This is a genomic window from Bacillus sp. FSL W8-0102 (assembly GCF_038007225.1).
GTDB classification, from domain to species: Bacteria; Bacillota; Bacilli; order Bacillales; family DSM-4216; genus Bacillus_O; species Bacillus_O smithii.
Genome location: NZ_JBBOWT010000001.1, coordinates 1,551,962 through 1,574,005, shown reverse-complemented (window position 1 = coordinate 1,574,005; position 22,044 = coordinate 1,551,962). Strand labels below are relative to the sequence as shown.

20 protein-coding genes and 2 riboswitches are annotated in these 22,044 nt (G+C 41.2%); of the genes, 4 read left to right on the top strand and 16 right to left on the bottom strand.

Going from position 1 to position 22,044, the window contains the following annotated elements; translation table 11 throughout:
* Positions 1-265: 265 nt before the first annotated feature.
* The 5 genes from thiE to ku form a co-directional block, all read right to left on the bottom strand.
* A complete protein-coding gene (thiE, locus tag N1I87_RS07680) occupies positions 266-901 on the bottom strand; it encodes a thiamine phosphate synthase (RefSeq protein ID WP_341101231.1) in 636 nt (211 codons plus the stop codon).
* Positions 888-1,697, bottom strand: coding sequence for a hydroxyethylthiazole kinase (thiM, locus tag N1I87_RS07675; protein WP_341101229.1), 810 nt, complete (start codon positions 1,695-1,697; stop codon positions 888-890). Before thiM ends, thiE begins: the two co-directional genes overlap by 14 nt.
* A 27-nt stretch (positions 1,698-1,724) precedes the next feature.
* Positions 1,725-2,525 (bottom strand): bifunctional hydroxymethylpyrimidine kinase/phosphomethylpyrimidine kinase, encoded by an 801-nt coding sequence (thiD, locus tag N1I87_RS07670; RefSeq protein ID WP_341101228.1) that lies wholly within the window; start codon positions 2,523-2,525, stop codon positions 1,725-1,727.
* 116 nt (positions 2,526-2,641) lie between these two features.
* Positions 2,642-2,756: riboswitch (TPP riboswitch) on the bottom strand.
* Positions 2,757-2,846: 90 nt separating this feature from the next.
* A complete protein-coding gene (locus N1I87_RS07665) occupies positions 2,847-3,533 on the bottom strand; it encodes a phosphatase PAP2 family protein (protein ID WP_341101226.1) in 687 nt (228 codons plus the stop codon).
* A 30-nt stretch (positions 3,534-3,563) separates the two neighbouring features.
* Positions 3,564-4,388, bottom strand: a complete 825-nt coding sequence (gene ku, locus N1I87_RS07660; protein WP_003354978.1) for a non-homologous end joining protein Ku — start codon at positions 4,386-4,388, stop codon at positions 3,564-3,566.
* A 126-nt stretch (positions 4,389-4,514) separates the two neighbouring features.
* On the opposite strand from ku, the gene N1I87_RS07655 reads away from it, so the two are divergent.
* Positions 4,515-6,338, top strand: coding sequence for a DNA ligase D (locus tag N1I87_RS07655; RefSeq protein WP_341101225.1), 1,824 nt, complete (start codon positions 4,515-4,517; stop codon positions 6,336-6,338).
* 235 nt (positions 6,339-6,573) lie between these two features.
* Here N1I87_RS07655 and N1I87_RS07650 read toward each other — a convergent pair whose 3' ends face one another.
* The 6 genes from N1I87_RS07650 to ribD all read right to left on the bottom strand — a co-directional run bounded on the left by N1I87_RS07650 (position 6,574) and on the right by ribD (position 12,883).
* Positions 6,574-7,776 carry a transposase gene (locus tag N1I87_RS07650; RefSeq protein WP_063210481.1) on the bottom strand — a complete coding sequence of 401 codons (1,203 nt, stop codon included), beginning with the start codon at positions 7,774-7,776 and terminating at the stop codon, positions 6,574-6,576.
* 456 nt (positions 7,777-8,232) lie between these two features.
* Positions 8,233-9,228, bottom strand: a complete 996-nt coding sequence (gene dapF / locus N1I87_RS07645) for a diaminopimelate epimerase (RefSeq protein ID WP_341029804.1) — start codon at positions 9,226-9,228, stop codon at positions 8,233-8,235.
* 153 nt (positions 9,229-9,381) lie between these two features.
* On the bottom strand, positions 9,382-9,852 hold the full coding sequence (gene ribH / locus N1I87_RS07640) for a 6,7-dimethyl-8-ribityllumazine synthase (protein ID WP_003354975.1): 471 nt from the start codon (positions 9,850-9,852) through the stop codon (positions 9,382-9,384).
* A gap of 37 nt (positions 9,853-9,889) precedes the next feature.
* Positions 9,890-11,083 (bottom strand): bifunctional 3,4-dihydroxy-2-butanone-4-phosphate synthase/GTP cyclohydrolase II, encoded by a 1,194-nt coding sequence (locus N1I87_RS07635; RefSeq protein WP_048623501.1) that lies wholly within the window; start codon positions 11,081-11,083, stop codon positions 9,890-9,892.
* A 17-nt stretch (positions 11,084-11,100) separates the two neighbouring features.
* Positions 11,101-11,751: a riboflavin synthase gene (locus N1I87_RS07630; protein WP_341101223.1), complete on the bottom strand. Its 651-nt coding sequence runs from the start codon at positions 11,749-11,751 to the stop codon at positions 11,101-11,103.
* Positions 11,752-11,797: 46 nt separating this feature from the next.
* The gene (ribD, locus tag N1I87_RS07625; protein WP_341101222.1) at positions 11,798-12,883 is read right to left on the bottom strand and encodes a bifunctional diaminohydroxyphosphoribosylaminopyrimidine deaminase/5-amino-6-(5-phosphoribosylamino)uracil reductase RibD; all 1,086 of its coding nucleotides are present in this window, start codon (positions 12,881-12,883) and stop codon (positions 11,798-11,800) included.
* A 196-nt stretch (positions 12,884-13,079) separates the two neighbouring features.
* A riboswitch (FMN riboswitch) is annotated at positions 13,080-13,225 on the bottom strand.
* Between the two features lie 549 nt (positions 13,226-13,774).
* On the opposite strand from ribD, the gene N1I87_RS07620 reads away from it, so the two are divergent.
* The 3 genes from N1I87_RS07620 (at position 13,775) to N1I87_RS07610 (ending at position 17,365) form a co-directional block, all read left to right on the top strand.
* Complete coding sequence (locus tag N1I87_RS07620) at positions 13,775-14,371, top strand: DedA family protein (RefSeq protein ID WP_341101220.1); 597 nt, start codon at positions 13,775-13,777, stop codon at positions 14,369-14,371.
* Between the two features lie 768 nt (positions 14,372-15,139).
* A complete protein-coding gene (locus N1I87_RS07615) occupies positions 15,140-15,697 on the top strand; it encodes a GNAT family N-acetyltransferase (RefSeq protein ID WP_048623505.1) in 558 nt (185 codons plus the stop codon).
* 291 nt (positions 15,698-15,988) lie between these two features.
* Positions 15,989-17,365 carry an MATE family efflux transporter gene (locus N1I87_RS07610; RefSeq protein ID WP_341101218.1) on the top strand — a complete coding sequence of 459 codons (1,377 nt, stop codon included), beginning with the start codon at positions 15,989-15,991 and terminating at the stop codon, positions 17,363-17,365.
* 66 nt (positions 17,366-17,431) lie between these two features.
* Here the strand turns inward: N1I87_RS07610 and N1I87_RS07605 are convergent, their stop codons facing one another.
* The 5 genes from N1I87_RS07605 to N1I87_RS07585 form a co-directional block, all read right to left on the bottom strand.
* Complete coding sequence (locus N1I87_RS07605) at positions 17,432-18,205, bottom strand: SDR family oxidoreductase (protein WP_341101216.1); 774 nt, start codon at positions 18,203-18,205, stop codon at positions 17,432-17,434.
* A 202-nt stretch (positions 18,206-18,407) separates the two neighbouring features.
* On the bottom strand, positions 18,408-19,124 hold the full coding sequence (locus N1I87_RS07600; protein WP_341101214.1) for a CAP domain-containing protein: 717 nt from the start codon (positions 19,122-19,124) through the stop codon (positions 18,408-18,410).
* 315 nt (positions 19,125-19,439) lie between these two features.
* Positions 19,440-19,703, bottom strand: coding sequence for a hypothetical protein (locus tag N1I87_RS07595; protein WP_341101212.1), 264 nt, complete (start codon positions 19,701-19,703; stop codon positions 19,440-19,442).
* Positions 19,704-19,868: 165 nt separating this feature from the next.
* Positions 19,869-20,315, bottom strand: a complete 447-nt coding sequence (locus N1I87_RS07590) for a MarR family winged helix-turn-helix transcriptional regulator (RefSeq protein WP_270584691.1) — start codon at positions 20,313-20,315, stop codon at positions 19,869-19,871.
* A 225-nt stretch (positions 20,316-20,540) separates the two neighbouring features.
* Complete coding sequence (locus tag N1I87_RS07585) at positions 20,541-22,022, bottom strand: S41 family peptidase (protein ID WP_341101210.1); 1,482 nt, start codon at positions 22,020-22,022, stop codon at positions 20,541-20,543.
* Positions 22,023-22,044: the final 22 nt, after the last annotated feature.

Below are 22,044 nucleotides of genomic sequence, written 5' to 3'. Positions count from 1 at the left end.
AAATTTTGCATAACCTTCCTATCTATTGTTAAAAACTTCAGATAATGACTTATGTTAAGTCATGAAAAAATCCACCCCTTAAAAATCGGTCCATTGACTAATGAAATCAAAGGGGCGGATACAATCAATTTTGTTAACAAAAATTTAAAAGAATTCAAGAGTCGTTTCTCTATTCTTGTTAACGGACTGCATTAGGCCAAATACACATAGAAAAACCCGTGCCATTCGTTTTCTGCACGGGTTTTTCACCTTTTCAACTGCCAGTTTATCCTTTTAGACGTGCGCTTTTTAGCATTTCTGCTGCCAGTTTTGGATTGCTGCTAGAAAGAATAGCTGAAACAACAGCGATACCGTCAATTCCTGTATGGCTTAACTGCTGAACATTTTCCAGGTTAATTCCGCCAATGGCAACAACGGGGATGTTCACACTCTCCACTATGGATTCCAGCATTCCCTTTTCCAACCGTTCCGCGTCTTTTTTGCTATTCGTCGGAAAAACAGCTCCTACCCCTAAATAATCGGCTCCTTGTTTTTCGGCTTCTTTCGCTTCCTCTACGGTGCTGCAAGAAACCCCTACGAACATGGAAGGCGGAACGATTTTTTTCACATAGGCTGCCGGCAGATCGCTTTGTCCGACATGAACACCATCCGCTCCCGCAGCCAGCGCAATATCGACCCTGTCATTGATAACAAGCGGAATCTCATATTTTTCTGTCAGCGACTTCAAGGCAAGCGCCTTTTTCAAAAAAAGCTTGCCTGACGATTGTTTTTCTCGCAGCTGCACCATCGTCACACCGCCTTGAATGGCCGCTTCAACTTTATTCAATAATTCCTCCAATTCCATTGATTCACTGGTCACCAGATATAAAGAAAGCGCCTGTTTGACGTTAAACTTCAACAAAGTTCACTTCTTTCTGCCAAGTACGGCTGTTCATAAAAGAAACTTCATCGATTAAGCGAATATGAAAGCTTCCAGTACCCACCGGTGATTCGCCAAAAGAGCGGTATGCCAACTCTCCTGCGATTCCCATCACTGAAATCCCGGCAATCGCTGCGTAAAAGTAGTCGTTCGTTGCTCCGGCAAAATTTCCGATTAAAGAAGTAGCCATACAGCCCGTTCCCGTCACCTTTGTTAAAATCGGATGACCATTTTGAATCCCAATTGTCCGATTACCGTCTGAGATGTAATCCACTGGACCGCTGACGACGACTACTGCCTTTAACAGCTTTGCCGCCCGTGAAGCTAAGAGAGCGAGATCTTCGTTAACGTTCCCGGCATCGACTCCCCTTGTCTGCGCTTCTTCGCCTATCAATGAGGAAATTTCGCTCGCATTCCCGCGGACAATTTGCGGCTCGACTGTTTGTAAAAATTCTTTTGCTTTTTCATTGCGAAACGACGTCGCTCCGACTCCAACCGGATCTAATACAACGGGAATTTGCCGACGATTGGCTTCTTGTGATGCACGCACCATGGCGGTAAAAGTAGATTCTGTCAACGTTCCCATATTGATCACCAACGCCTGAGCAAGCTTAACCATAGAAGCCGCTTCCTCCGGGGAATCGGCCATGACAGGTGATCCGCCAATGGCCAGCGTCACATTCGCACAATCATTGATCGTGACGGTATTCGTAATATGGTGAACAAGCGGATTTTTCGATCGAACTTGCTCCATTAATGCTGCGATTTCTTCTTTCATCGTCCATCACTTCTCCTCTGCAGAGTTCTATAATAATCCAGCTTTTTGATATAAATCATAAAAATGGTGGGTTGGTCCGTGCCCCCCGCCTATTTCCAGGCTGTGGCGAATGGCGGTCGTAATATAATCTTTGGCCTTTTCAACTGCCGTAAAAGGCTGTTCACCTCGAGCCAAGAAAGCGCATATCGCAGATGACAATGTACAGCCTGTCCCATGGGTGTTTTTCGTTTGAATCCGTTCTCCTTTTATCCATCGATATTGTTCACCATCATAGAAAAGGTCAGCTGCTTCTCCTTCCAAATGCCCGCCTTTCACCAAAACATACTTTGGACCTTTCTCCAGAATGATTTCAGCCGCTTTCACCATATCGTCTTGATCCGTAATTTTCATATTCGCCAACACTTCTGCTTCTGGAAGATTGGGTGTGATGATATAGCTGAGCGGGAGCAAAAATTGAATTGACGCGGAGACAGCATCGTCTCTTAATAAAGGATGTCCGCTTTTGGATATCATCACCGGATCTAATACAATCGGAATATTGCGAACCTCTTTCAGGCATTTAGAGACGGTTTTGATAATCTCTTCTGTAGACAACATCCCAATTTTGATCCCATCTACCGGCAAATCATCCAAAACCGCTTCTATTTGATCTTGAATCACTTCTACATCAATATTTTGAACCGATCGAACTTCCTTCGTATTTTGTGCCGTCACAGCCGTAATGACCGACATGCCGTATACTCCAAGTGCGGAAAACGTTTTAAGATCGGCTTGAATTCCTGCTCCTCCACCTGAATCAGAGCCGGCAATGGTTAATGCAGTTTTCAATTTGAACGCCTCCAGTACATTCACAATCTTTTTTACAAGCCAGCAAAAAACCCCAGCGCAAAACACTGGGGTCCGGGTCTTATTTTTCAAATAACGAAAACAACATCAATAAGTTTTCGTCACAAGAAGCACTTCCCTACGCTGGCATCACCCAGATCAGGTTTAAAGGGTTAAAGGCTTTACGGGCCTTACTCTCAGCCAAACCAATTTTTGGCTCCCCCAGTGTAAATGAAAATATATTCAATTCTATCATCACTATATCATATTATCTAGCAAAATGTAAGATTAGCTTTCACTTTCCAATCATGCCCCACCTTTCCATTACTCACGATCCGAAGGCCTTTTATGAAATTTTTTCTTTACGATAAATTCTACTAAATGAAAAATAAACAAAGAAAAGATCAGCCAAATGGCAGCGGCTGTATATCCTCCAATTACATCGCTAGGATAATGGACGCCTAAATAAATTCTGCTTAGTCCGACCAGCAGAATAAACAAGGAGGCCATAACCGCTCCAAACCATTTCGCAGGTCTATGCTCCAAAAGTTCAAACAGCAAAAAAGCAAGCGTCCCGTACATCACAAAAGAAGCCATGGAATGGCCGCTTGGGAAGCTAAATCCTTTTTCATGAATCAACGGCTGAATATCTGGTCGTTTTCTTTCAAATATTTGTTTTAATAAATGGTTAAATGCAGTCCCTAATGAAACGGTTAGAGCGAAAAACAAAGCGTAAAGCCTTTCTTTTTTCAGCCATAACAACAAGCTGACCACGATAACGCATGTTGTAATCCATTTGGCCGATCCAAAAAAAGTGATACCTTTCATAAAAGCCGTTAAATCAGGAGAAATCCACGATTGCACAAAGGTGATAATAGCCGTATCAAAATGTTCGATTTTATGTCTTTTCAGTTCGTCCACAATTTCAATAAATGTCCAAACGGAAAAGAGAAACAAAACGGTTATGGCAATAAAATAAGCCGCTGATCGGTTTCTCTCTCTTTGATTCATCTTTACGTTCCCCCATATTTATACGACTAGCTACGCTTTCTTTTTCGCCGCCGCTCTTTTCCGTTTTGGCGTAGCTGTCTTCGGTTTCGTTCGGTCGATCGACGCTTGAAGCGCGGCCATCAAGTCTGTGACATTCCCTCTTGGTTCTTTTGTAGTTGGTGTAACCAAGTCTTCTCCTGTCCGCTTCGATTCAATTAATTCCATCAAACGGTTGCGATACTCGTCTTCATACTTTTCCGGCTCAAATGGAGTTGTCAACTGATCAATCAGTAAAAGAGCGGTATCAAGCTCTTTTTTTGTAATGTTGTCTTTGACCGGAACGTTCGGAACTTCCTCCGCATTTCGAACTTCATCTGGATAGTGGATCGTCTCCATGAGCAATGTATGATTATAAACTCTAATGACGGCCAATTGTTCTTTAGAACGCATCACAATTTTAGCCAGCCCCGCTTTTTCCGATTCCAAAAGGGCTTTTCGAAGCAGCGTATACGCTTTTGCTCCCCCTTCATTGGGAGACATATAATAACTTTTATTAAAATAAATGGGATCTATGTCACTTAGTTGGATGAAATCAATAATTTCAACGGCTTTTTCCTCTGTTTGCTTTTTTAATTCTTCCAGTTCATGATCTTCTAACACGACAAATTTTCCTTTTGCCACTTCATATCCTTTGACAATATCCTCTGGTTTCAATTCCGTTTCACAGACTGGACAAACTTTTTCATATTTAATTGGAGTATGACACACCTTATGCAAAGATCTTAACGAAATATCTTTATCTTCAGTCGCGGCGTGCAATTTAATCGGGATATTCACGAGTCCGAAGCTGATGCTCCCTTTCCAAATTGTATGCATACAAACCCTCTTTTCGTTTTTTATTATTTTTCGCCGCCGTTTAAACGTTATTCATTTTAACTTTTGCTATGTATAAAAACAACGGCCGTTCAAAAGATACAAATAGACAAGAAAGGGGCAAGACACATGCAATTCATGATGCCTGAACTAAAAATGACTTTTCCCGAAAAAGGAAACTGGCTTTATGAAACAAAATATGATGGCTTTCGCGCCCAATTAATATGGACGAAAGAAACCGTTCAGCTTCTCAGTCGTAACGGCCAAAATATTTTGCCCTTATTTCCCGAAATCGAAAATTTTTTGAAGCCGTTTCAAAAAAAGGCTTCTTCATTTTTGCCACTCGTGTTCGATGGGGAATTGGCCGCACTACAATCGGAGGGTAAATCCAATTTTTCTGTCGTGCAAACAAGAGGTCGAATGCGGTCCCCTTCTAAAATAGCGGAAAAAGCATCCTTTTTCCCTTGTACATACCTCGTTTTTGATCTATTGGAAATAAAAGGACAATCCATAAAAAGCCAACCTTTTGAAAAACGGAAAGAACAACTTTATCGAGTATTCGAATCTTTCGGTTGGAGCTTGTCTCCGAAACCTTCTGCCGAATCGAGAATTCAAATGATACCATCATTCCGTGAATTGTCGACCTTAAAAGATTTTGTATCTCTCCATTTTGGAGAAGGAATTGTAGCAAAAAAACAGGAGTCTATATGGGAAGGAAAAAGGTCCGGAAACTGGATCAAAATCAAAAACTGGAAGAAAGCCCGTTGCTTCGTGACGGCTTTTCATGAAGCGAACGGCTACTATGATATAGCTGTTTACAAGGATAAAAACATTTTTCCTATCGGCCTTTTTCAAGCGGGAATTCCGAAAAAAGAAAAAGAGGCCTTAAATCAAATTATTCGTCAAAATGCTTTTGAAAAAAAAGAAGACGTATATTATATAAAGCCAGGGATTTGTGTAGAGTTATTTTATTTAGAGTGGCAAAAAGAGGGCTTGAGAGAACCTTATTTTCATCAATTTTTATTTTCCACCACACCTGAGGAATGTACATGGGAACAATTTCGCCTTGATAGCCTCCATATTCCTGAGCAAGTGGAGATCACCCACCCATTAAAACCCATATGGCCTGCTTGCGGTTATACAAAACTCGATTACCTTTCCTACTTGCGGAAAACGGCTCCAAGAATGCTCCCTTTCTTAAAGGATAGAGCATTAACGGTGATCCGATATCCACATGGAGTAGAGGACGAAGCTTTTTTTCAAAAAAACTGCCCGGACTATGCACCGGATTTTGTCGAAACGAAGAAAATGGACGGAATCAATTATATTGTTTGCAATTCCCTGGAAACACTGATTTGGCTCGGCAATCAATTGGCCATTGAATTTCATGTCCCCTTTCATTCCATCCATTCCTCCTATGTCAGCGAAATTGTTTTTGATCTGGACCCTCCTAGTCCAAAAGAGTTTTCATTGGCCGTTCAGGCTGCAAAAGATATGAAAGAAATTTTTGATCAACTAAACTTGAAAACGTTTGTCAAATTTTCAGGAAATAAAGGTCTGCAAGTATATATACCGCTTCCGGAGACATTTACATTTGCCGAAACGGGATCGTTTACGGAACTAATTGCCCGCTACCTCGTATCGAAAAAACCGGAAATGTTCACAATCGAACGTTTAAAGAAAAAAAGAGGCAGACGCTTGTACATCGATTACGTTCAATATCGACAAGGAAAAACAATCATTGCACCTTATTCAGCCAGAGGAAACGAGAAAGGTCTTGTCGCTTGTCCTTTATACTGGGAAGAACTCGATCAATTCACACCAAGCCAATGCACGATCGATTGGGTATTGAAACGAATGGAAACAACTTTATGTCCATTTGCCTTCTTTTTCGAAGCCAAAGTCGATCAACCCTTTGCCGAAATTATCAACGCATTGCCTCAACTGGATTAAAAAGACTGGCTTATACAAAAAGGACAAGCCAGAAATTCCAATTGCTGATTAGGAAACGATTGATTTTCATACAAAAAAAGACCTTTTAATCGAGCATTTTGCAAAATTAGATTTTTTGGATAAAAGTATAAAAAATAAAGCACTCGACAAATAGCTACCAGCTTGTTATTTTACAAAATATTACAATAATCTTGTTTTCGGGCATGCCTACAGAATTTTTCACATTGAATTTTTTTTAAGCGGCTTTCTTCCCTTTATTTTCCTTTGCCATCGCTAGCGCTGAAACAAGTAATACAATAGCGTTCAGGTAAATATGGGTCTTTACTTTTTCAATTCCCCATACATGTAGGGAGTTCGCCGTAAGGTAGCTTTTCATTCTTGAATTACAGCGTTCTACACTTGTCCTCTCGTTGTAAAGCTCTTTCCAACGTTTTGTATCACGGTGCGGATTGGAATATCGGCGCACATCCTTTTTGATGTCGACTTTTACCACCATTCCATAGTTGGAAGATGAACAGGCTGCCATTCCTAATGGGCAATCCACTTTGCCGGTTGCGTGAGGACATCTGAACTTGAGCTGGTCCTTATCAGCTCCCCAATAAGTCATTTCATAACCCATGGAACAACGCGGAGTTCCATTGGAAGAAATCCCTTCAGGAGGCTCTTTTTCGTTGCGCAAATTGAGCGGGATAATGGCTTGCGCTCCAATGTTTTTGGCTGATTCATAGTTTTTTAGTTGGTCATATCCGCCATCCATGATCAGAAATTCAATTTTGGATTTGGTACGCTCTGCCACTTGCTCTATTAATTCTGGTGCGACTTCTCCATCGTTCACATGGGCAGGGGTTACTTTTATGGCCATTGGCAGTTCGCTTGCGGTATCGACTGAAAGATGCATCTTATAGCCAAACCAGGTAATTTTATTGCCGAAGGAATCATATTTTGCGCCCCAATTGGCATTACCCGTTTGTTCACTACGCTTTTTGGGCTGTTTCTTTTCATAGGCATCAATGGCGGCACTGTCGATGGCCTGGTGGCTGCCGTCAATTATTCCTTCCTCCTGAGCTAACTGTACCAAGTCAAGGAAGATCTTTTCAGCCAGCTTTTTTTTGGTAAGTGCCGCAAAAACCCGGCTGAGAGTGGAGATAGACGGTGCGGGGCGATCAATCGATAAACCGCATTGATAACGGAAACGAAGGTCTTTATCCAATCGATGATGAAGGGCGGTAAAGGTGTCGATGCCTTCGAGTGGGGCAGCGATGAGAGCCCTTAGAATCCCTTCTCTGGAATGACCGTCAGCCCCTCGGGGTGAAGAACTTCTCAACTGTTTAGCATAAGGGCGTAAATCAAGCGAGCTAAAAAAGATAGGTAATTTCTCTTTTGACTCTAATTTTTGCAGTTCTTCAAAGGAAAATAGGCTTTCTTGTAGAATATACAAAGTGACTTCCTCCTTTTGAATTTTTGTGGTTTCGTCACTTCAAAAATTCTACATTTTAGGGGTGAAGTCCTTTTTTGTGTCTTTGAAATCCTTATGGCTCTTGGGTCAAAAAATATGCAAAATGCTCAATCAAGAAAAACCGACCAAATAAAAAATTATTTTCTCGTCGGATTCCTTCTTTCGGAAACAAACACAGTATTAAGGTGCGCTTACATCATTATGGAAAAGACGATGCTTTTACACTGTGATAATTGGGAATTAAGCGAGCCTCCTGCTAGTAAAAGCTGAGTCAGGTGAGACCTTTTTGCGGGGGTAAGCGAGAAGGCTCATGGATTGCCTGCGGAAAGCGAGTGAATTTCGCATATATTCCACAACGTTTGATAGAAAGCTTACATGAAAAAAGGGTGCCCCCCGAGTCATTTTACTGACTAATGGAGCAGTCCCCTTTACTCTTTTTTATATTTCCACTTTCAAAAACTGAGAGAGATAGTCTTTGGCGTGCTGTTCCAGCTCTTCGTACTGCTGTTGTTCCTCTAATTCGGTTTTATGGATCCATGTAAAAGTTTCCGGTTTCTTGACGTCCAAGTCGATCTCGGCATGATATAAATAAGTGGCATTTCCGATTAAATCCATATAGTAATCGCCGTTGCTTTTTTGATGAACGGCACAACGAACTTTTCCTCCGGGGTTATAGACCTGAATTTCCGATTCCTTCTCATTGTAGCCAAGCAGACATGTGATCAAAGTCGAAGCTGACATGGCTGTGCCGCAAGCATTTGTAAAGCCGACACCTCGTTCATATGTACGAACATAGATCGTACCTTTTTCCAACGGTTTTACGAAACTGACATTCACCCCATCCGGGAAGAGATCATTTGGTCCGTTCACATATTCAGCAATTTGCTTTTGTTCATTTGTAAAAAGGTGTTCCGTATCCACCACGCTGATTAAGTGCGGATTCGGCACTGCCACGGCGGAAAACATCAATTGATCGGACAATTGAGGGATTTTTTCATTCATCAATTGTTCCTTATCGATGTTCATTGGCAATGCGTCCAATTGAAACAAGACGGGTGAAATTTCCACTGTATAAGTGGGAATGTCGCCAAAAATCGGTTCGCTCTTTTGAACATGAAGATCCGCTTTCATCGTCTCAACGACAATGTGATCTTTTCCTAGCCGTTCACATACATAACGCCCTACACAACGCAAACCGTTTCCGCACATAGAAGCTTCCGAACCATCAGCATTAAAAATGCGCATTTTTGCATCTGCTTTCTCGCTTGGGAGGACAAATAAGATGCCGTCCGCACCGATGCCGCTTGAACGGTCGCATAAAGCGATAGCCAAATTTTGACGATCTTTATCTGTAAAGGAATAGTCCAGCTCCTCTTCGTCTATCAACAGAAAATCATTGCCGGATCCATGGCATTTCGTAAATTTCAACTTCACTCCGAACCCCTCCGTCTTCTAGGTTAATAAAATTATCATATTACAAACAATCAAGAAGGGCAATTGAGAATTTCGGCGAAGAAACTTGTTTGGAGCTGGCTTTTTCATGTGAAAAAGAAATGGCTTCTTCGCCGCTTGCATACGCTTGATCAGTTATTGATTTAATTGTTTCAACAGATTAGCCATTTCAATGGCGCTCACAGCTGCTTCTGCACCTTTGTTTCCTGCTTTCGTTCCTGCTCTTTCAATGGCTTGTTCGATGGTTTCAGTGGTTAAGATGCCAAAAATAACCGGAACTTCTGTTTGCAAACTTGCCTGCGCTACTCCTTTCGTCGCTTCACTGCTTACATAATCAAAGTGAGCAGTAGCCCCGCGAATGACGGTACCTAAAGCAATAACGGCGTCATAACGACCGGATTCCGCCATTTTTTTGGCGATTAATGGGATTTCAAATGCTCCAGGCACCCACGCAACCTCAATATCATCTCGATTTACACCATGGCGTACAAGAGCATCTTCAGCTCCGCTTACTAACTTACTTGTTATAAATTCATTAAAACGAGATACGACGATTCCGATTTTTAATCCAGTTCCTACTAAATTTCCTTCTAAAACTTTTGCCATAATAGTTCCTCCTCTTTATTTATCTGTATCACAACGATTATATATGAAGCAGGTGGCCCATTTTTTCCATTTTTGTCCGCAAATACGCTTCGTTTTCTTTCTTCGGCGGCATTTCAATCGGCACCCGCTCGACTATTTCCAATCCATAGCCTTTTAATCCCGCGATTTTCTTCGGATTATTCGTCATTAGACGCATTTTCGTCACACCTAAATCTCGTAAAATTTGCGCTCCGATCCCGTAATCGCGCAAATCAGCCGGAAATCCCAATTTATGGTTTGCCTCTACTGTGTCAAAACCTTGTTCTTGAAGCTTGTAGGCTTTCAATTTATTGAGAAGGCCAATTCCTCTTCCTTCCTGTCTCATATACAAAAGGACGCCTCGACCTTCTTTTTCAATTTGTTCAAGGGCAGCGGCAAGCTGGGGACCGCAATCGCAGCGATAAGAACCGAATACATCGCCCGTTAAACATTCAGAATGAACTCTCACAAGTACGGGCTCTCCATTGTCGATATCTCCTTTTACGAGCGCCACATGTTCTTTCCCTGTGAGCACTTCCGAATAGCCAACGGCTCGGAAATGCCCAAAATGCGTTGGGAGCTCGATTTCCACTTCTCTTTTAATCAGTTTTTCTTGTTTGCGCCGATATTCAATCAAATCTTGTATCGTAATCATCTTTAAAGAAAATCGTTCAGCGATTTCTTTTAACTGCGGCACTCTTGCCATCGTGCCATCTTCATTCATTATCTCGCAGATGACTCCAACGGGTTTCGCTCCTGCCAATTTTGCCAAATCTACAGCGGCTTCCGTATGGCCAGCCCGTTTTAAGACACCGCCTTCTTTTGCAATCAACGGAAAGATGTGGCCGGGTTTTTTAAAATCATATTGTGTCGTGTCATCGTTCACAATCTCCTGAACGGTTTTGGCACGTTCAAATGCGCTGATTCCTGTTCGGGTGCTGATATGATCGATGCTGACGGTAAACGCCGTTCCGAGCGAATCCGTGTTTTGATTGGTCATCATTTTCAGCTCAAGCTGGCGAGCTTTTTCTTCCGAAATCGGAACGCAAATCAGGCCCCGGCCTTCTTTTGCCATAAAATTAATCATTTCCGGCGTTGCTTTTTCCCCTAATCCAATAAAATCGCCTTCGTTTTCTCGATCTTCATCGTCCACGACAATGATTACCTTTCCTGCCTTTAAATCCTCCACAGCTTCTTCAATGGAAGCGAACATACTCAATCACCCTTTCTTTAATCGGCGAAGCCGTTTTCTTTCAAAAAATCCAGAGAAATTCTAGATTCTGATGAACGCAATCCCATGCTCATCAAATGATCCACATACTTGGCTAACATGTCGCATTCTATATTCACGAGATCCCCTACTTTTTTGGACGCTAAAATCGTCTCTTCTTGTGTATGGGGAATGAGAGAGATGGTCAATAATCCATTCCCTGTGCGAAAAATGGTGAGTGAGGTGCCGTCTATCGCAACCGATCCTTTCTTCATAAAATAGCGTGAAAGCTCCGGCGGCGCTGAAATGGTCATATACAGGGCATTATCGACCGGCTGTATTGAAACAATCGTTCCCACACCGTCCACATGTCCGCTGACAAAATGTCCGCCAAATCTGCCGTTAGCCGGCATGGCTCTCTCCAGATTCACCTTGCTGCCGGGAACAAGCTGTCGAAGCGAAGTATCGCGGAACGTCTCCGGCATTACATCAGCTGAAAACGTTGTATCGCTAAACGATGTTACGGTTAAACAAACTCCATTCACCGAAATGCTGTCGCCAAGATGTACGTCCTCTACAATCTTTTCTGCTCGAATCAATAGCTCCAGAGACTGACTGCCTTTTAACACTTGTTCAACAACGCCTATTTCCTCTACGATCCCTGTAAACACTTACGTCCCTCCTTTTGAACCACAATGGAATGCAGTCAAACCTTTTCTATTCTTTGACCGATGCGGTTATTTTCACATCCGGGCCTACCATTTCTACTTTCTCAAAAGTTAACGGAAGGGAATCCGCTATCTTTTCTACTCCTTTTCCAGAAAACGATGTAAGAGCTTCTCTACCGCCAATAATTTTTGGAGCCATGTATAAAATCAATCGCTGAAAAGCCTTTTCTTGAAGAAAAGATCCATTGACCTCTGAACCGCCTTCAACCAGAAGCGTCATGATTCCGCGTCTGCCCAGCTCCTGAAGCAATTCGGCAATAGAAACATCTTGGCTTTTTTGCCTTATGACCGTAACACCTAAACGGATTAGATCAAGTTCTTTTTTCTCGGAAGCATTACAGCCACAAACCACTATCGTTTCGCTGTCTTTATTGGTTATAACATTTGCATCATTTGGAATACGCAAGTGGGTGTCTAAAATGACGCGTATAGGATTCTTTTCACCTTGGGGCAATCGAACGGTAAGGAGGGGATTGTCATGAAGAACGGTATGGATGCCTACAAGGATAGCATCATGATTTTTTCTAAGAAGATGAACATCCTGGCGGGATTGCTCGCTTGTGATCCATTTGCTGTCGTGAGCAGCAGTTGCAATCTTCCCATCTGCCGTGACGGCTGTTTTAATAGTGACAAACGGGGTTTTGGTTTGAATAAAATGGAAAAATGGCCTATATAACTGTTTGGCTTCCTGACCGCAAATGCCAGTTTCTACTTCAATTCCGGCATCTTTTAGCTTTTGAATCCCTTTTCCTGCAACGAGCGGGTTTGGATCCAGAGTAGCGACAAAAACCCTTTTTACACGCTTTTCAATTAAATAATCTGCGCACGGGGGCGTTTTGCCGTAGTGGGAGCAAGGCTCCAAAGTTACGTACACATCGGCGCCTTCAGCTTCGGATCCTGCCATATCCAAGGCGATCCGTTCAGCATGGCGTTCGCCTGCTTTTAAATGAGCGCCCATTCCGATGATTCGACCTTTTTTCACAACCACGCTGCCTACAGGAGGATTGGGGGATGTCTGGCCGTTTACACTCTCCGCCAATTTCAACGCGAATTTCATATAGTCTTCTTTCAGCATTTGGGGAGCAACCCTCCTCATATTACAGAATAGCCGTCTATTTGCTTGTCAAAAAGAAGCGAGCAGAATAATGATCCTACCTTGTCCAACATGAATTTTATGAAGTAAGGAATTTCCAATTGAAAAGCCCCGCAAAAATGCGGGGCCTTTTAAATTCATTGCGAAATAAGCGTTAAAATACTCCTTTTTTTAACGCTTCCTCCTTCTCCCATCCAGACTTTCACTGTCGGCTTTGGAATTTCACCAAATCCACCGTACACCGAAAAGGCGCACGGGTCACGGGCTTTGAACATCATGTTCATCACCGCCGGTCGGGAATTTCACCCTGCCCCGAAGGAACATATGAAATTTTTCTCCTTGCTCATATCCTACTTAATCAAAAGGCGTTTCGGCCATGATAATGTATAAACATTCCATGTACTTTTGATTTTGATAAAAATTTTATCATTCTCCAAGTATAATTGCAAGCAACTTGAATGAACGTTGATGGCTATCACAGCTTTATCCAACGATCAAGTCCGTTTTTTCTTTATCCGTCCGTCTGCCTCGATTGCTTCATTCCGATTGATAGCTCCATTGCTCATCGTTCGGATTGACAAATGACGAACTGGAATCTTTTTTAGCGTTCCCTCCATCGTTTCCTTTATGTATGCAAGTTGCCCCGTTCGAATGGGGCTTTGTTCGTAAACAAGCTTTTTTAAGAGTGCAGAAAAATGAGGAAAAACTACTATTGATTAAAACCATTCCAACGGTTAGCGGTTGGAATATTGTAATCATAATCAAACTGTTTCCGTCTTTTTTCGCCTTTTTTATTTTTTACTATTATGATTGAATGGTAAGTATTATAATTTATTGTGGCAGTATATGAAAGTTTTACAGAGGAGAGAAAGAATGGAACAGTTTACTCATCAGCTCATTACTTTTTTAGGTAATCTTGGCTACTTTGGAATCGCTCTAGCATTGATGATCGAAATTATTCCAAGCGAAATCGTTTTAAGCTATGGAGGATTTTTAGTCTCCCAAGGAAAATTGTCGTTTGTTGGTGCCTTCATAGCAGGTGTAATCGGCGGGACGATTGCCCAAATTTTTCTATACTGGTTAGGTAAATATGCAGGAAGACCATTTTTTCAAAAATACGGAAAATATTTATTCATCAAAGAATCTCATATAGATGCTTCGGAACGATGGTTTAACAAATACGGGCCTTTCGTGATTTTCACAGCTCGATTTATACCTGTAGTGCGTCATGCCATCTCTTTGCCGGCCGGATTTTCCAAAATGTCATTGCGATTATTTTTGCTTTACACATTAGCTGCCATGATACCGTGGACTATATTGTTCATGCTTTTAGGAATGCAGCTTGGCACCCACTGGGAAGCAGTGAAATCCGTTGCCGGAAAATATGTGACCCCGATTGCGATTTTGGCCGTAATCAGTTTGGTCCTCTATTTAGGATGGAAAACTTTCAAACAGAAAAAACGTTCATAGAAGCCTTTTTTCATACGGCAGTCGCAACGAAAAAAAGCGAAAGTGAGATTCATCTTTTCATACTTTTGCAAGTTCAACGAAAATCAATTAGCTTCGAGTTGCTGTGCCCCCGGAATCATTCGTTGTTCTCCGCTGAAATACCCGGGGGCGCTTTTTTATGGAAGGTTTTTTAATAAAATTTATTCATCCGTATCAATATGACTTCATTCATGTTATGCAACGTGCGTTCAGTTTTAGGTGACAGGCTAATTCAGGAGTAGAGAAACACTATTTAAAACCGTCATGTCGATTCTTTCACTGCCCCCATTATAGTTTGCTCTTTAGATAAAAATTCACGATTTCCAAGTGTTCATTTCTTGCCTTGTACCCCTATGTTCTTGTATGATCAAAACCATAAAAAGAACGAACGAAAGACTGAAAACAATAAAAATTTATAAAATGGACATAAAAACTTAACAAAATGACTATTTTCAAATACAATTTATTTTTGTAATATACAATCAGCTTACTGATGTCATTCCGGACACATGCCGTTTATGCTTTTGTGAACGGAAGATAAAGCCAGTTTTAACGAATAGGTCATATCATGAGAGATGATTTCTCATTTCAGAAAGCAAGTTTTAGGGAAGGCAAATGGTGCGCCACCAGTCTTGACTGGTTCTAGTGGGTTCGATTCCCACCCCGAAATTTTTTATGAAGTTTATGAAAAATTTCGAGGGTGGAAGAATCGATTTTCCTGACTTCTGCCCTCTTGAGGAGGGATTTTACTTGTTAAAGAAAAGAGACCTGCAGGAAGCCCCATTACTTTTTGAATTGATGAAGCATCCAGATGTCTTCCCGTTTGTTCGCCATAAAGCTTATTCACAAGAAGAATTTTTATTTTTAACCAAACAAATGATGGAAGCAGAGGAGCGCGGCGAACTCATATCCAGAACAATTCTTGACGAATGGGGAAACCCCATTGGTACGATCAATTTATATGATATTGAAAACCATTCCGGGTTTTTAGGCACATGGCTCGGAAAGCCATATCACGGAAAAGGATATAATCGTTTAGCAAAAGATGCTTTCTTTCAAGAATTATTTTATCAACTAGGAATTGAAACCATTTATATGAGAATTCGCAAGCAAAATATCCGTTCCCTGAAAGCCGCCGAAAAATTGCCGTATGCGCTGAAAGCAAATGAAACTCGTCCTCATCTGTATCAATCCATTAATAAAGAAGCACCCGTCTATGATTTATTTGAAATTACAAAAGACCTTTACACTTTGCACTTGTTGCGGCAACAATCCCATGATGATAATGAGGAAGCGATGAACGCCTAAAGAATGCGGGCGGGGATATTCCCGGCCACATTCTTTGTCTCAAAAAAGATGAATTTTTTCATCATGTTTAATAGACTATCATGGACGCCAACACGTCAAAAAACCGTCTATTTCGAGAAAAAAGAGACGGTTAGAGTACCTATAGAATGAATGATTCATAGATTTTCTCTTTAAAAATGTTCGGACTAGTGCATTTTCTGAGCCGTCATCAGCGCTTTATTTCATATAATCGTATTGTACGGTCCTTGCATTCAAAATCGGGAAAATCGTTGGAGTTGGAGGAATGCAGCAATGAAAGAGACGCACAGCCTCAAAGAAAAATATAAACAATTTTTGATGATCTTAATCCCTATTTTTATAACGCAAATCGGCATTTATTCGATGAACTTTTTTGATACGATGATGTCGGGCCGCTATTCTTCCAGCGATCTTGCAGGAGTCGCAATAGGGTCCTCGATTTGGGTTCCGATATACACTGGACTAGGTGGAATTTTATTATCTATTACCCCGATTACCGCCCAGTTTTTGGGGGCCAAAAACGCGAAAGAAGTTACTTTTACCATCATTCAAGGAGTTTACATAGCCATCGCCTTAGGCATATCCATCATCATCGTCGGCAGTTTTGCTCTTGATCCTATTCTAAATGGAATGAATTTAGAGCATCGGGTACGGATGGTAGCAGAAAAATATTTGATCGCCCTTTCTTTCGGAATCATTCCGCTCTTTGTTTACAATGTACTCCGCGGTTTTATCGATTCTCTAGGGAAAACAAAGGTCTCCATGGTGATTACGCTGCTTGCGCTGCCCATTAATGTGTTTTTTAACTATCTCTTTATCTACGGAAAAGGAGGCTTTCCCGCCTTTGGGGGAGTGGGCTCCGGGTACGCAACGGCCGTTACTTATTGGTTGATCACGATCATTGCCGCGGTCATCATCCATAAACGGCCGCCTTTTTCCAAGTACAATGTTTTTCGTCGACTCCCAAGCATTTCATTTCCAAAATGGAAAGAGTTTTGTAAAATTGGGTTGCCTATTGGGTTATCCATTTTTTTCGAAACCAGTATTTTTTCTGCCGTCACGCTGATGATGAGTGAATACAGTTCTGTCACCATTGCAGCTCACCAGGCTGCCAATAATTTTGCATCGTTGTTGTATATGATCCCACTGAGCATCTCTATGACGCTTACAATCGTAGTGGGATTTGAAGTTGGAGCCGATCGCTTCCATGATGCGGAGCAGTACAGCCGTCTTGGAATTTTTACTGCTGTAACTCTATCGATTATATCCGGTGTGACGTTGTTTATCTTTCGGGATAAAATAGCATTGCTGTATTCACATGAGCCAGCGGTCATTCAACAAACTACTCAGTTTCTAGCTTTTGCAGCATTCTTTCAGCTTTCAGACGCCATTCAAGCTCCGGTGCAAGGCGCGTTGCGCGGATATAAAGATGTCAATCTTAGTTTTATCATGGCACTCGTTTCTTACTGGATTATTGGTCTCCCATTAGGGTTCCTGCTGGCAAAGACAACGGACCTTCAAGCTTTTGGCTACTGGATCGGGTTAATTACAGGGCTTGCATTTGGCGCTGTCACCTTGTTCACACGTCTTGTTTATGTGCAAAAGAAAATATATTCTCCACATGCAAAATGGCAAAGAAGCAGATCCTGACTCGGTCTGCGTCTTTGCCATTTTCTTTGAAACGATATTCCCGTTGTACGTTCCTTTCTTGGTCTTCTACTCATAAAATACTTTTCCCAATACGTCTTTTCCTCCCGTTACAGGAATGATCGCACCTGTTATAAAATCAGACTGCTCTGAACATAAAAAAGCGACCAGCCTTGCTATATCCTCCCCCGTGCCTGGACGACCAACAGGAACTGTATCATCCTTTACGCCCATTGCCTCATGAATCTCTTTTTCTTTCCAATCGCCCGTAATATCTCCCGGACAAATCATATTGGCCGTTATGCCGTTTTCCGCTTCTTCCAGAGCAATCGTTCGTGTCAGAGAAGCAAGCCCTGTTTTCGAAGCGGCAAACGCCGAGCGATAAATCCAACCGGGCGCGGTCTCTACCCTATCGAAGCCAAATGTGATGATCCTCCCCCAATGTTTCTTTCTCATTCCAGGAAGAGTCAGCTTAGATAAGTAAAACGCGCTGTTCAAATTTCCATTCACTATGTATTGCCATTCACTATCATCATATTCTTCCATCTTTTTTCGCTTTTTGATAAAAGGACCGGCGTTATGGATCAAAACATCCACACTGCCAAACTGCTCTTCCGTTCGTGCCACAATCTGTCGGCAATCTTCCGGCTTTGTAATATCACCGCTGACAACAATCGTTGATACGCCAAACTTCTCCTGTAATTCATTAGCCAATTGTTCAGCTTCATGCCGGCTGGAACAATAATTGATGGTCATATTAAAGCCTGCCTGCGCTAAAGCGTAGGCCGTACGTTTTCCAATTCCTTTAGCCGCTCCCGTAATCAATGCAGTTTTTTTGTTCATTCCTTCCCCTCGCCCCAATATATCATTTTCTTCTCTCATCATTATAGTAAGCGGAGAAAAAAAATTATGCAAATTTAATCCTATTTCTTAAAACCGGTGTTGATAAGAACAAAAAAGGAAGGTCCGGAAATCAATTAAATGAATGATTTCCGGACCCTCTCTTTCACTTTTTGACGATTCTTCCAAACCTCTCTTCAAGAATTTATTTTTTAATAAATTCTTGCGTCCAAATATTTCCGTTTTCTACATACCCAACTCCGATATGAGTGTAGTCTTTATTTAAGATATTCGCACGATGACCTTCACTGTTCATCCAGCCATTGACCACTTCTTCCGGAGTGCGTTGACCTTCTGCAATATTTTCACCTGCGGCTGTAAACTGGATTCCATATTGTTTCATCATATCAAATGGAGATCCATATGTTGGACTCGTATGAGAGAAGTAGTGGTTAACAGCCATGTCATTGGCTTTGTCGCGAGCCATTTTGCTTAAAGTCGGATCTACTTTTAATGGTGGTAAACCATATTTTGCTCTTTCTTTATTCGTCAAATCCACTACTTGTTGTTCGTACGCTTTTAATGAAGATCCTGTTTTGGAAGTAGCGGGAGCCGTTGTATTGTTCTTTTCGGTAGGCGTTTTAGCCGATGGAGTGGATGGAGATGTTTTTTCCGTTACCGTTGTATTCGGCTGAGCTTTGGCAGCTTGTTTCGCAATCGACAGTGCATATTGATATTGCTGATTCATCCAATTATCTAACCAGCTTTTTGAAATCGGAAATTGTTTCACTTCAAATTGACATTCTACGTTATTATTTTTATCACTATTTATCGGAAATGATGCCGCATTTGCCTTTGATGCAAGCGGTGCAGTCAATAACCCAAAGGATACTGCTACTGCCATCAATGATTTTTTGTTCATCTAATCTTCCTCCTTTGATTCTTTCAATCTCTGATCTGGTTACATCATAACATGCGATTTTTGTAATATTTGAGGAAGAAAAAGACAAATTCATAGAGAAACAAGCCAAAGAAAAATAGCCATCTATTTTCATCCAAAAAGGGGCTGTAAACCTTGAAGATTAAAGTTTGTTAAATAATCCCTTTCATTCTGAAATTGGCCGTTCTTTCTTTTAATTAGGATCCGTTTTATTTATTTCCATAAATAAAGGGTTGACAATCTTCCTATTTAAGCCCTTTATTTACTTCCTTTACAAACGTATTGCGATTGTAAAGATTATTTGAACGACTCCATTACATCCGTGTAAAGCCGGATCAGCCGAATTTGATCTTCAGTTTTTAAATCCGAATCGATTACCCTTTTCACAGCTAAAAAATATTTTTCTTCTTTTGTTTTCCTAACGCGAGGGTGACTAAATTCGTCTAATAATTCACTCTTCATCATTTCTTTCACAGTGGCAGTTGGAGAATTCGAGCCAACTTTCACTTCTCGCTTGTTCCACAAGGATAAAAATATATCCAATAAGTATGAATCCTCCACGTTCTTTCCTCCTTTATACGTGCGAAAGTGAATCAAACCTCGTTTTGCATGATCCCATTCAACGTTCTCCATCATGCTTGTTTATCGAATGGTAGTCGCAACAAATATCGTCCTTTTTTCTTTGCGAAAATGTTGGTACGAATATTTAAACACATGAATGATGTATCATTTATTTTCAGAATCATCGGAGTGATCGCATGGAGTGTTTAATTTTTTTAATAACTGGATAAATGTTTGCAGTTCTTCATTTGTAAAATGGCTGAATTTCTTTTGGAAATATTCAGATTTTAATTCAGCAGCAAATTTCAGCATTTCTTTTCCTTTTTCCGTAATCTCCAGTTCAACTCTTCTCCGATCGACTTCTGAACGCTTTCTAGTTATAAAGCCTTTTTCAACTAAAGAATCTGTGATAGCTGTAATATGGCTTGCCGACACTTCAATGGTCTTGGAAATATCCGACGCTTTCAAAGGACCATTCTCGTGAATGACTTTTAAGACGATAAACTCTGTGCTGTTCAAATATTTTCCGGTGTAATTTCTTAATTCGTTTTTTATCATTCGATAGTTCTTACGCAGTAATTGTTCCAATTCTACTAGCATTTCTTGTCTCAATATGATCGACCTTCCATTTATCATCCAATAATTTATATTATGAACTATTTAATGATAAATGAAATACGTTTCATCTGTCAATATTCTCACCATGAATGATTCCTATTGCATGGCACCGTTAAATTGATGGACATGGGCAGGAGCAATCGGATTTCATACATTCACATAATGAGACGATCAACTCGAACGAAAAAGAGCGGGGAATTCCCGCTCTTCCATTGAAAATTACTTATTTTTAGTGACAATTTCCACTGCTTTTTTCACCTGGGTATCATGATCTTGAATTTCTTTTCTGATTTGATCCATCAATTTAATGGTCGTTTCTCCCGACACCTTTCCTGTCACTTGCAGCTTCTGATCTCTTTGGAACCGCATAACGGCGTCTTTTGTTTCACCGTCAAAATAGCCGTCTACTTTTCCCGGATTATATCCCAGAGCGCTGAGCATTTGCTCCACTGCTTTCACTTCCTTGGAAAGGTCGGATTCTTTCAGTTCTTTATCCGGATTTACAATCGGTAAATTAGCATAACTTGGGAGTTTGACTTCATAATCCGGTTTAATGCCCTTTTTATGAATCCACTCTCCTTTTGGCGTCAGCCATTTCGCGGTTGTGAATTTTAGATTAGAACCGTCTTTAAAATCTTCCGTCGTTTGTACCGTTCCTTTGCCAAATGATTTTTCCCCGATCAGCGGAACGCCGGCAGACTCTTTCAACGCTGACGCAAAAATTTCCGAAGCACTTGCGCTTCCTCCATCAATTAATACAGCCACTGGGACATTTACTTTGTCCTTTCCATCAGCGATAAATTTCTCGCGCTGTCCATTGCGGTCTTCCACTTGCAGCAGGATTTTCCCCTTTGGCACGAACATATTGGACATTTTTATAGCTTGGTCAAGAAGTCCTCCCGGGTTTTGCCGCAAATCAAGCACCAGCGATGTCATGCCTTTTTTCTTCATTTCGGCGATCGCTTGTTTCAACTCTTTATACGTATTTTCTGAAAAACTTGTGATTTGAATTTTGGCAACACCATGATCGAGCATTTCTGGATAAACAGTTTTAATAGGGATCGTATCTCTTACAATGCTCACTTCGATCGGATCTTGCTCACCCGGACGCTGAATCTTCAGCTTAACCTTGGTGCCTTTCTTACCGCGTATCATCATGACAGCTTTTGTCGAACTCATCCCCTGCAAACTTTTACCATTGACGGAAAGTATGCGGTCGTTCGGACGCAATCCAGCTTTCTCGGCAGGGGATCCTTTAATAGGCGAAACAATTACGATGTTTCCATCTTTCTCTTGGATTTCTGCTCCGATTCCTTCAAAAGAGGACTCGATGCTTTCGTGAAACTGTTTTGCTTCGCTTTTAGACATATAGTCAGAATACGGATCCCCCAAAGATTGAACCATACCATTAATGGCCCCGTTAATCAGTTTTTCATCATCAACTTTTTCGTAATAATTGCTTTTTAATTTATCATACACATCGTAAAGCTTATTAAATTCCGGACGGTTTGCACCACCGACATCGACCGCTTTTTCATCCCCAAATGCCAAAGCAAATGTTGTAATTCCCGCTGTTATAAAAACAATGAAAAAGAGGAGCATAACAAAATGAAATCTCTTCATTTTCACATAATTTGACGAAGATTGCTTTTGCTGCTCCTTTTCTTGCTTTTCATCTTCCACATTTGTCACCACTTTCATTGCTCTCATTCTTCGGATTTAT

Coding starts and splice junctions, on each gene's coding strand:
- N1I87_RS07600 (WP_341101214.1), bottom strand. CDS start 19,124: ATGAACAAAAAATCATTGATGGCAGTAGCAGTATCCTTTGGGTTATTG.
- thiM (WP_341101229.1), bottom strand. CDS start 1,697: ATGAAAGAAGAAATCGCAGCATTAATGGAGCAAGTTCGATCGAAAAAT.
- N1I87_RS07610 (WP_341101218.1), top strand. CDS start 15,989: ATGAAAGAGACGCACAGCCTCAAAGAAAAATATAAACAATTTTTGATG.
- ribH (WP_003354975.1), bottom strand. CDS start 9,852: ATGGCAAAAGTTTTAGAAGGAAATTTAGTAGGAACTGGATTAAAAATC.
- ku (WP_003354978.1), bottom strand. CDS start 4,388: ATGCATACAATTTGGAAAGGGAGCATCAGCTTCGGACTCGTGAATATC.
- N1I87_RS07635 (WP_048623501.1), bottom strand. CDS start 11,083: ATGTTCGCTTCCATTGAAGAAGCTGTGGAGGATTTAAAGGCAGGAAAG.
- N1I87_RS07620 (WP_341101220.1), top strand. CDS start 13,775: ATGGAACAGTTTACTCATCAGCTCATTACTTTTTTAGGTAATCTTGGC.
- ribD (WP_341101222.1), bottom strand. CDS start 12,883: ATGCTGAAAGAAGACTATATGAAATTCGCGTTGAAATTGGCGGAGAGT.
- N1I87_RS07605 (WP_341101216.1), bottom strand. CDS start 18,205: ATGAACAAAAAAACTGCATTGATTACGGGAGCGGCTAAAGGAATTGGA.
- N1I87_RS07585 (WP_341101210.1), bottom strand. CDS start 22,022: ATGAAAGTGGTGACAAATGTGGAAGATGAAAAGCAAGAAAAGGAGCAG.
- N1I87_RS07655 (WP_341101225.1), top strand. CDS start 4,515: ATGCAATTCATGATGCCTGAACTAAAAATGACTTTTCCCGAAAAAGGA.
- N1I87_RS07665 (WP_341101226.1), bottom strand. CDS start 3,533: ATGAATCAAAGAGAGAGAAACCGATCAGCGGCTTATTTTATTGCCATA.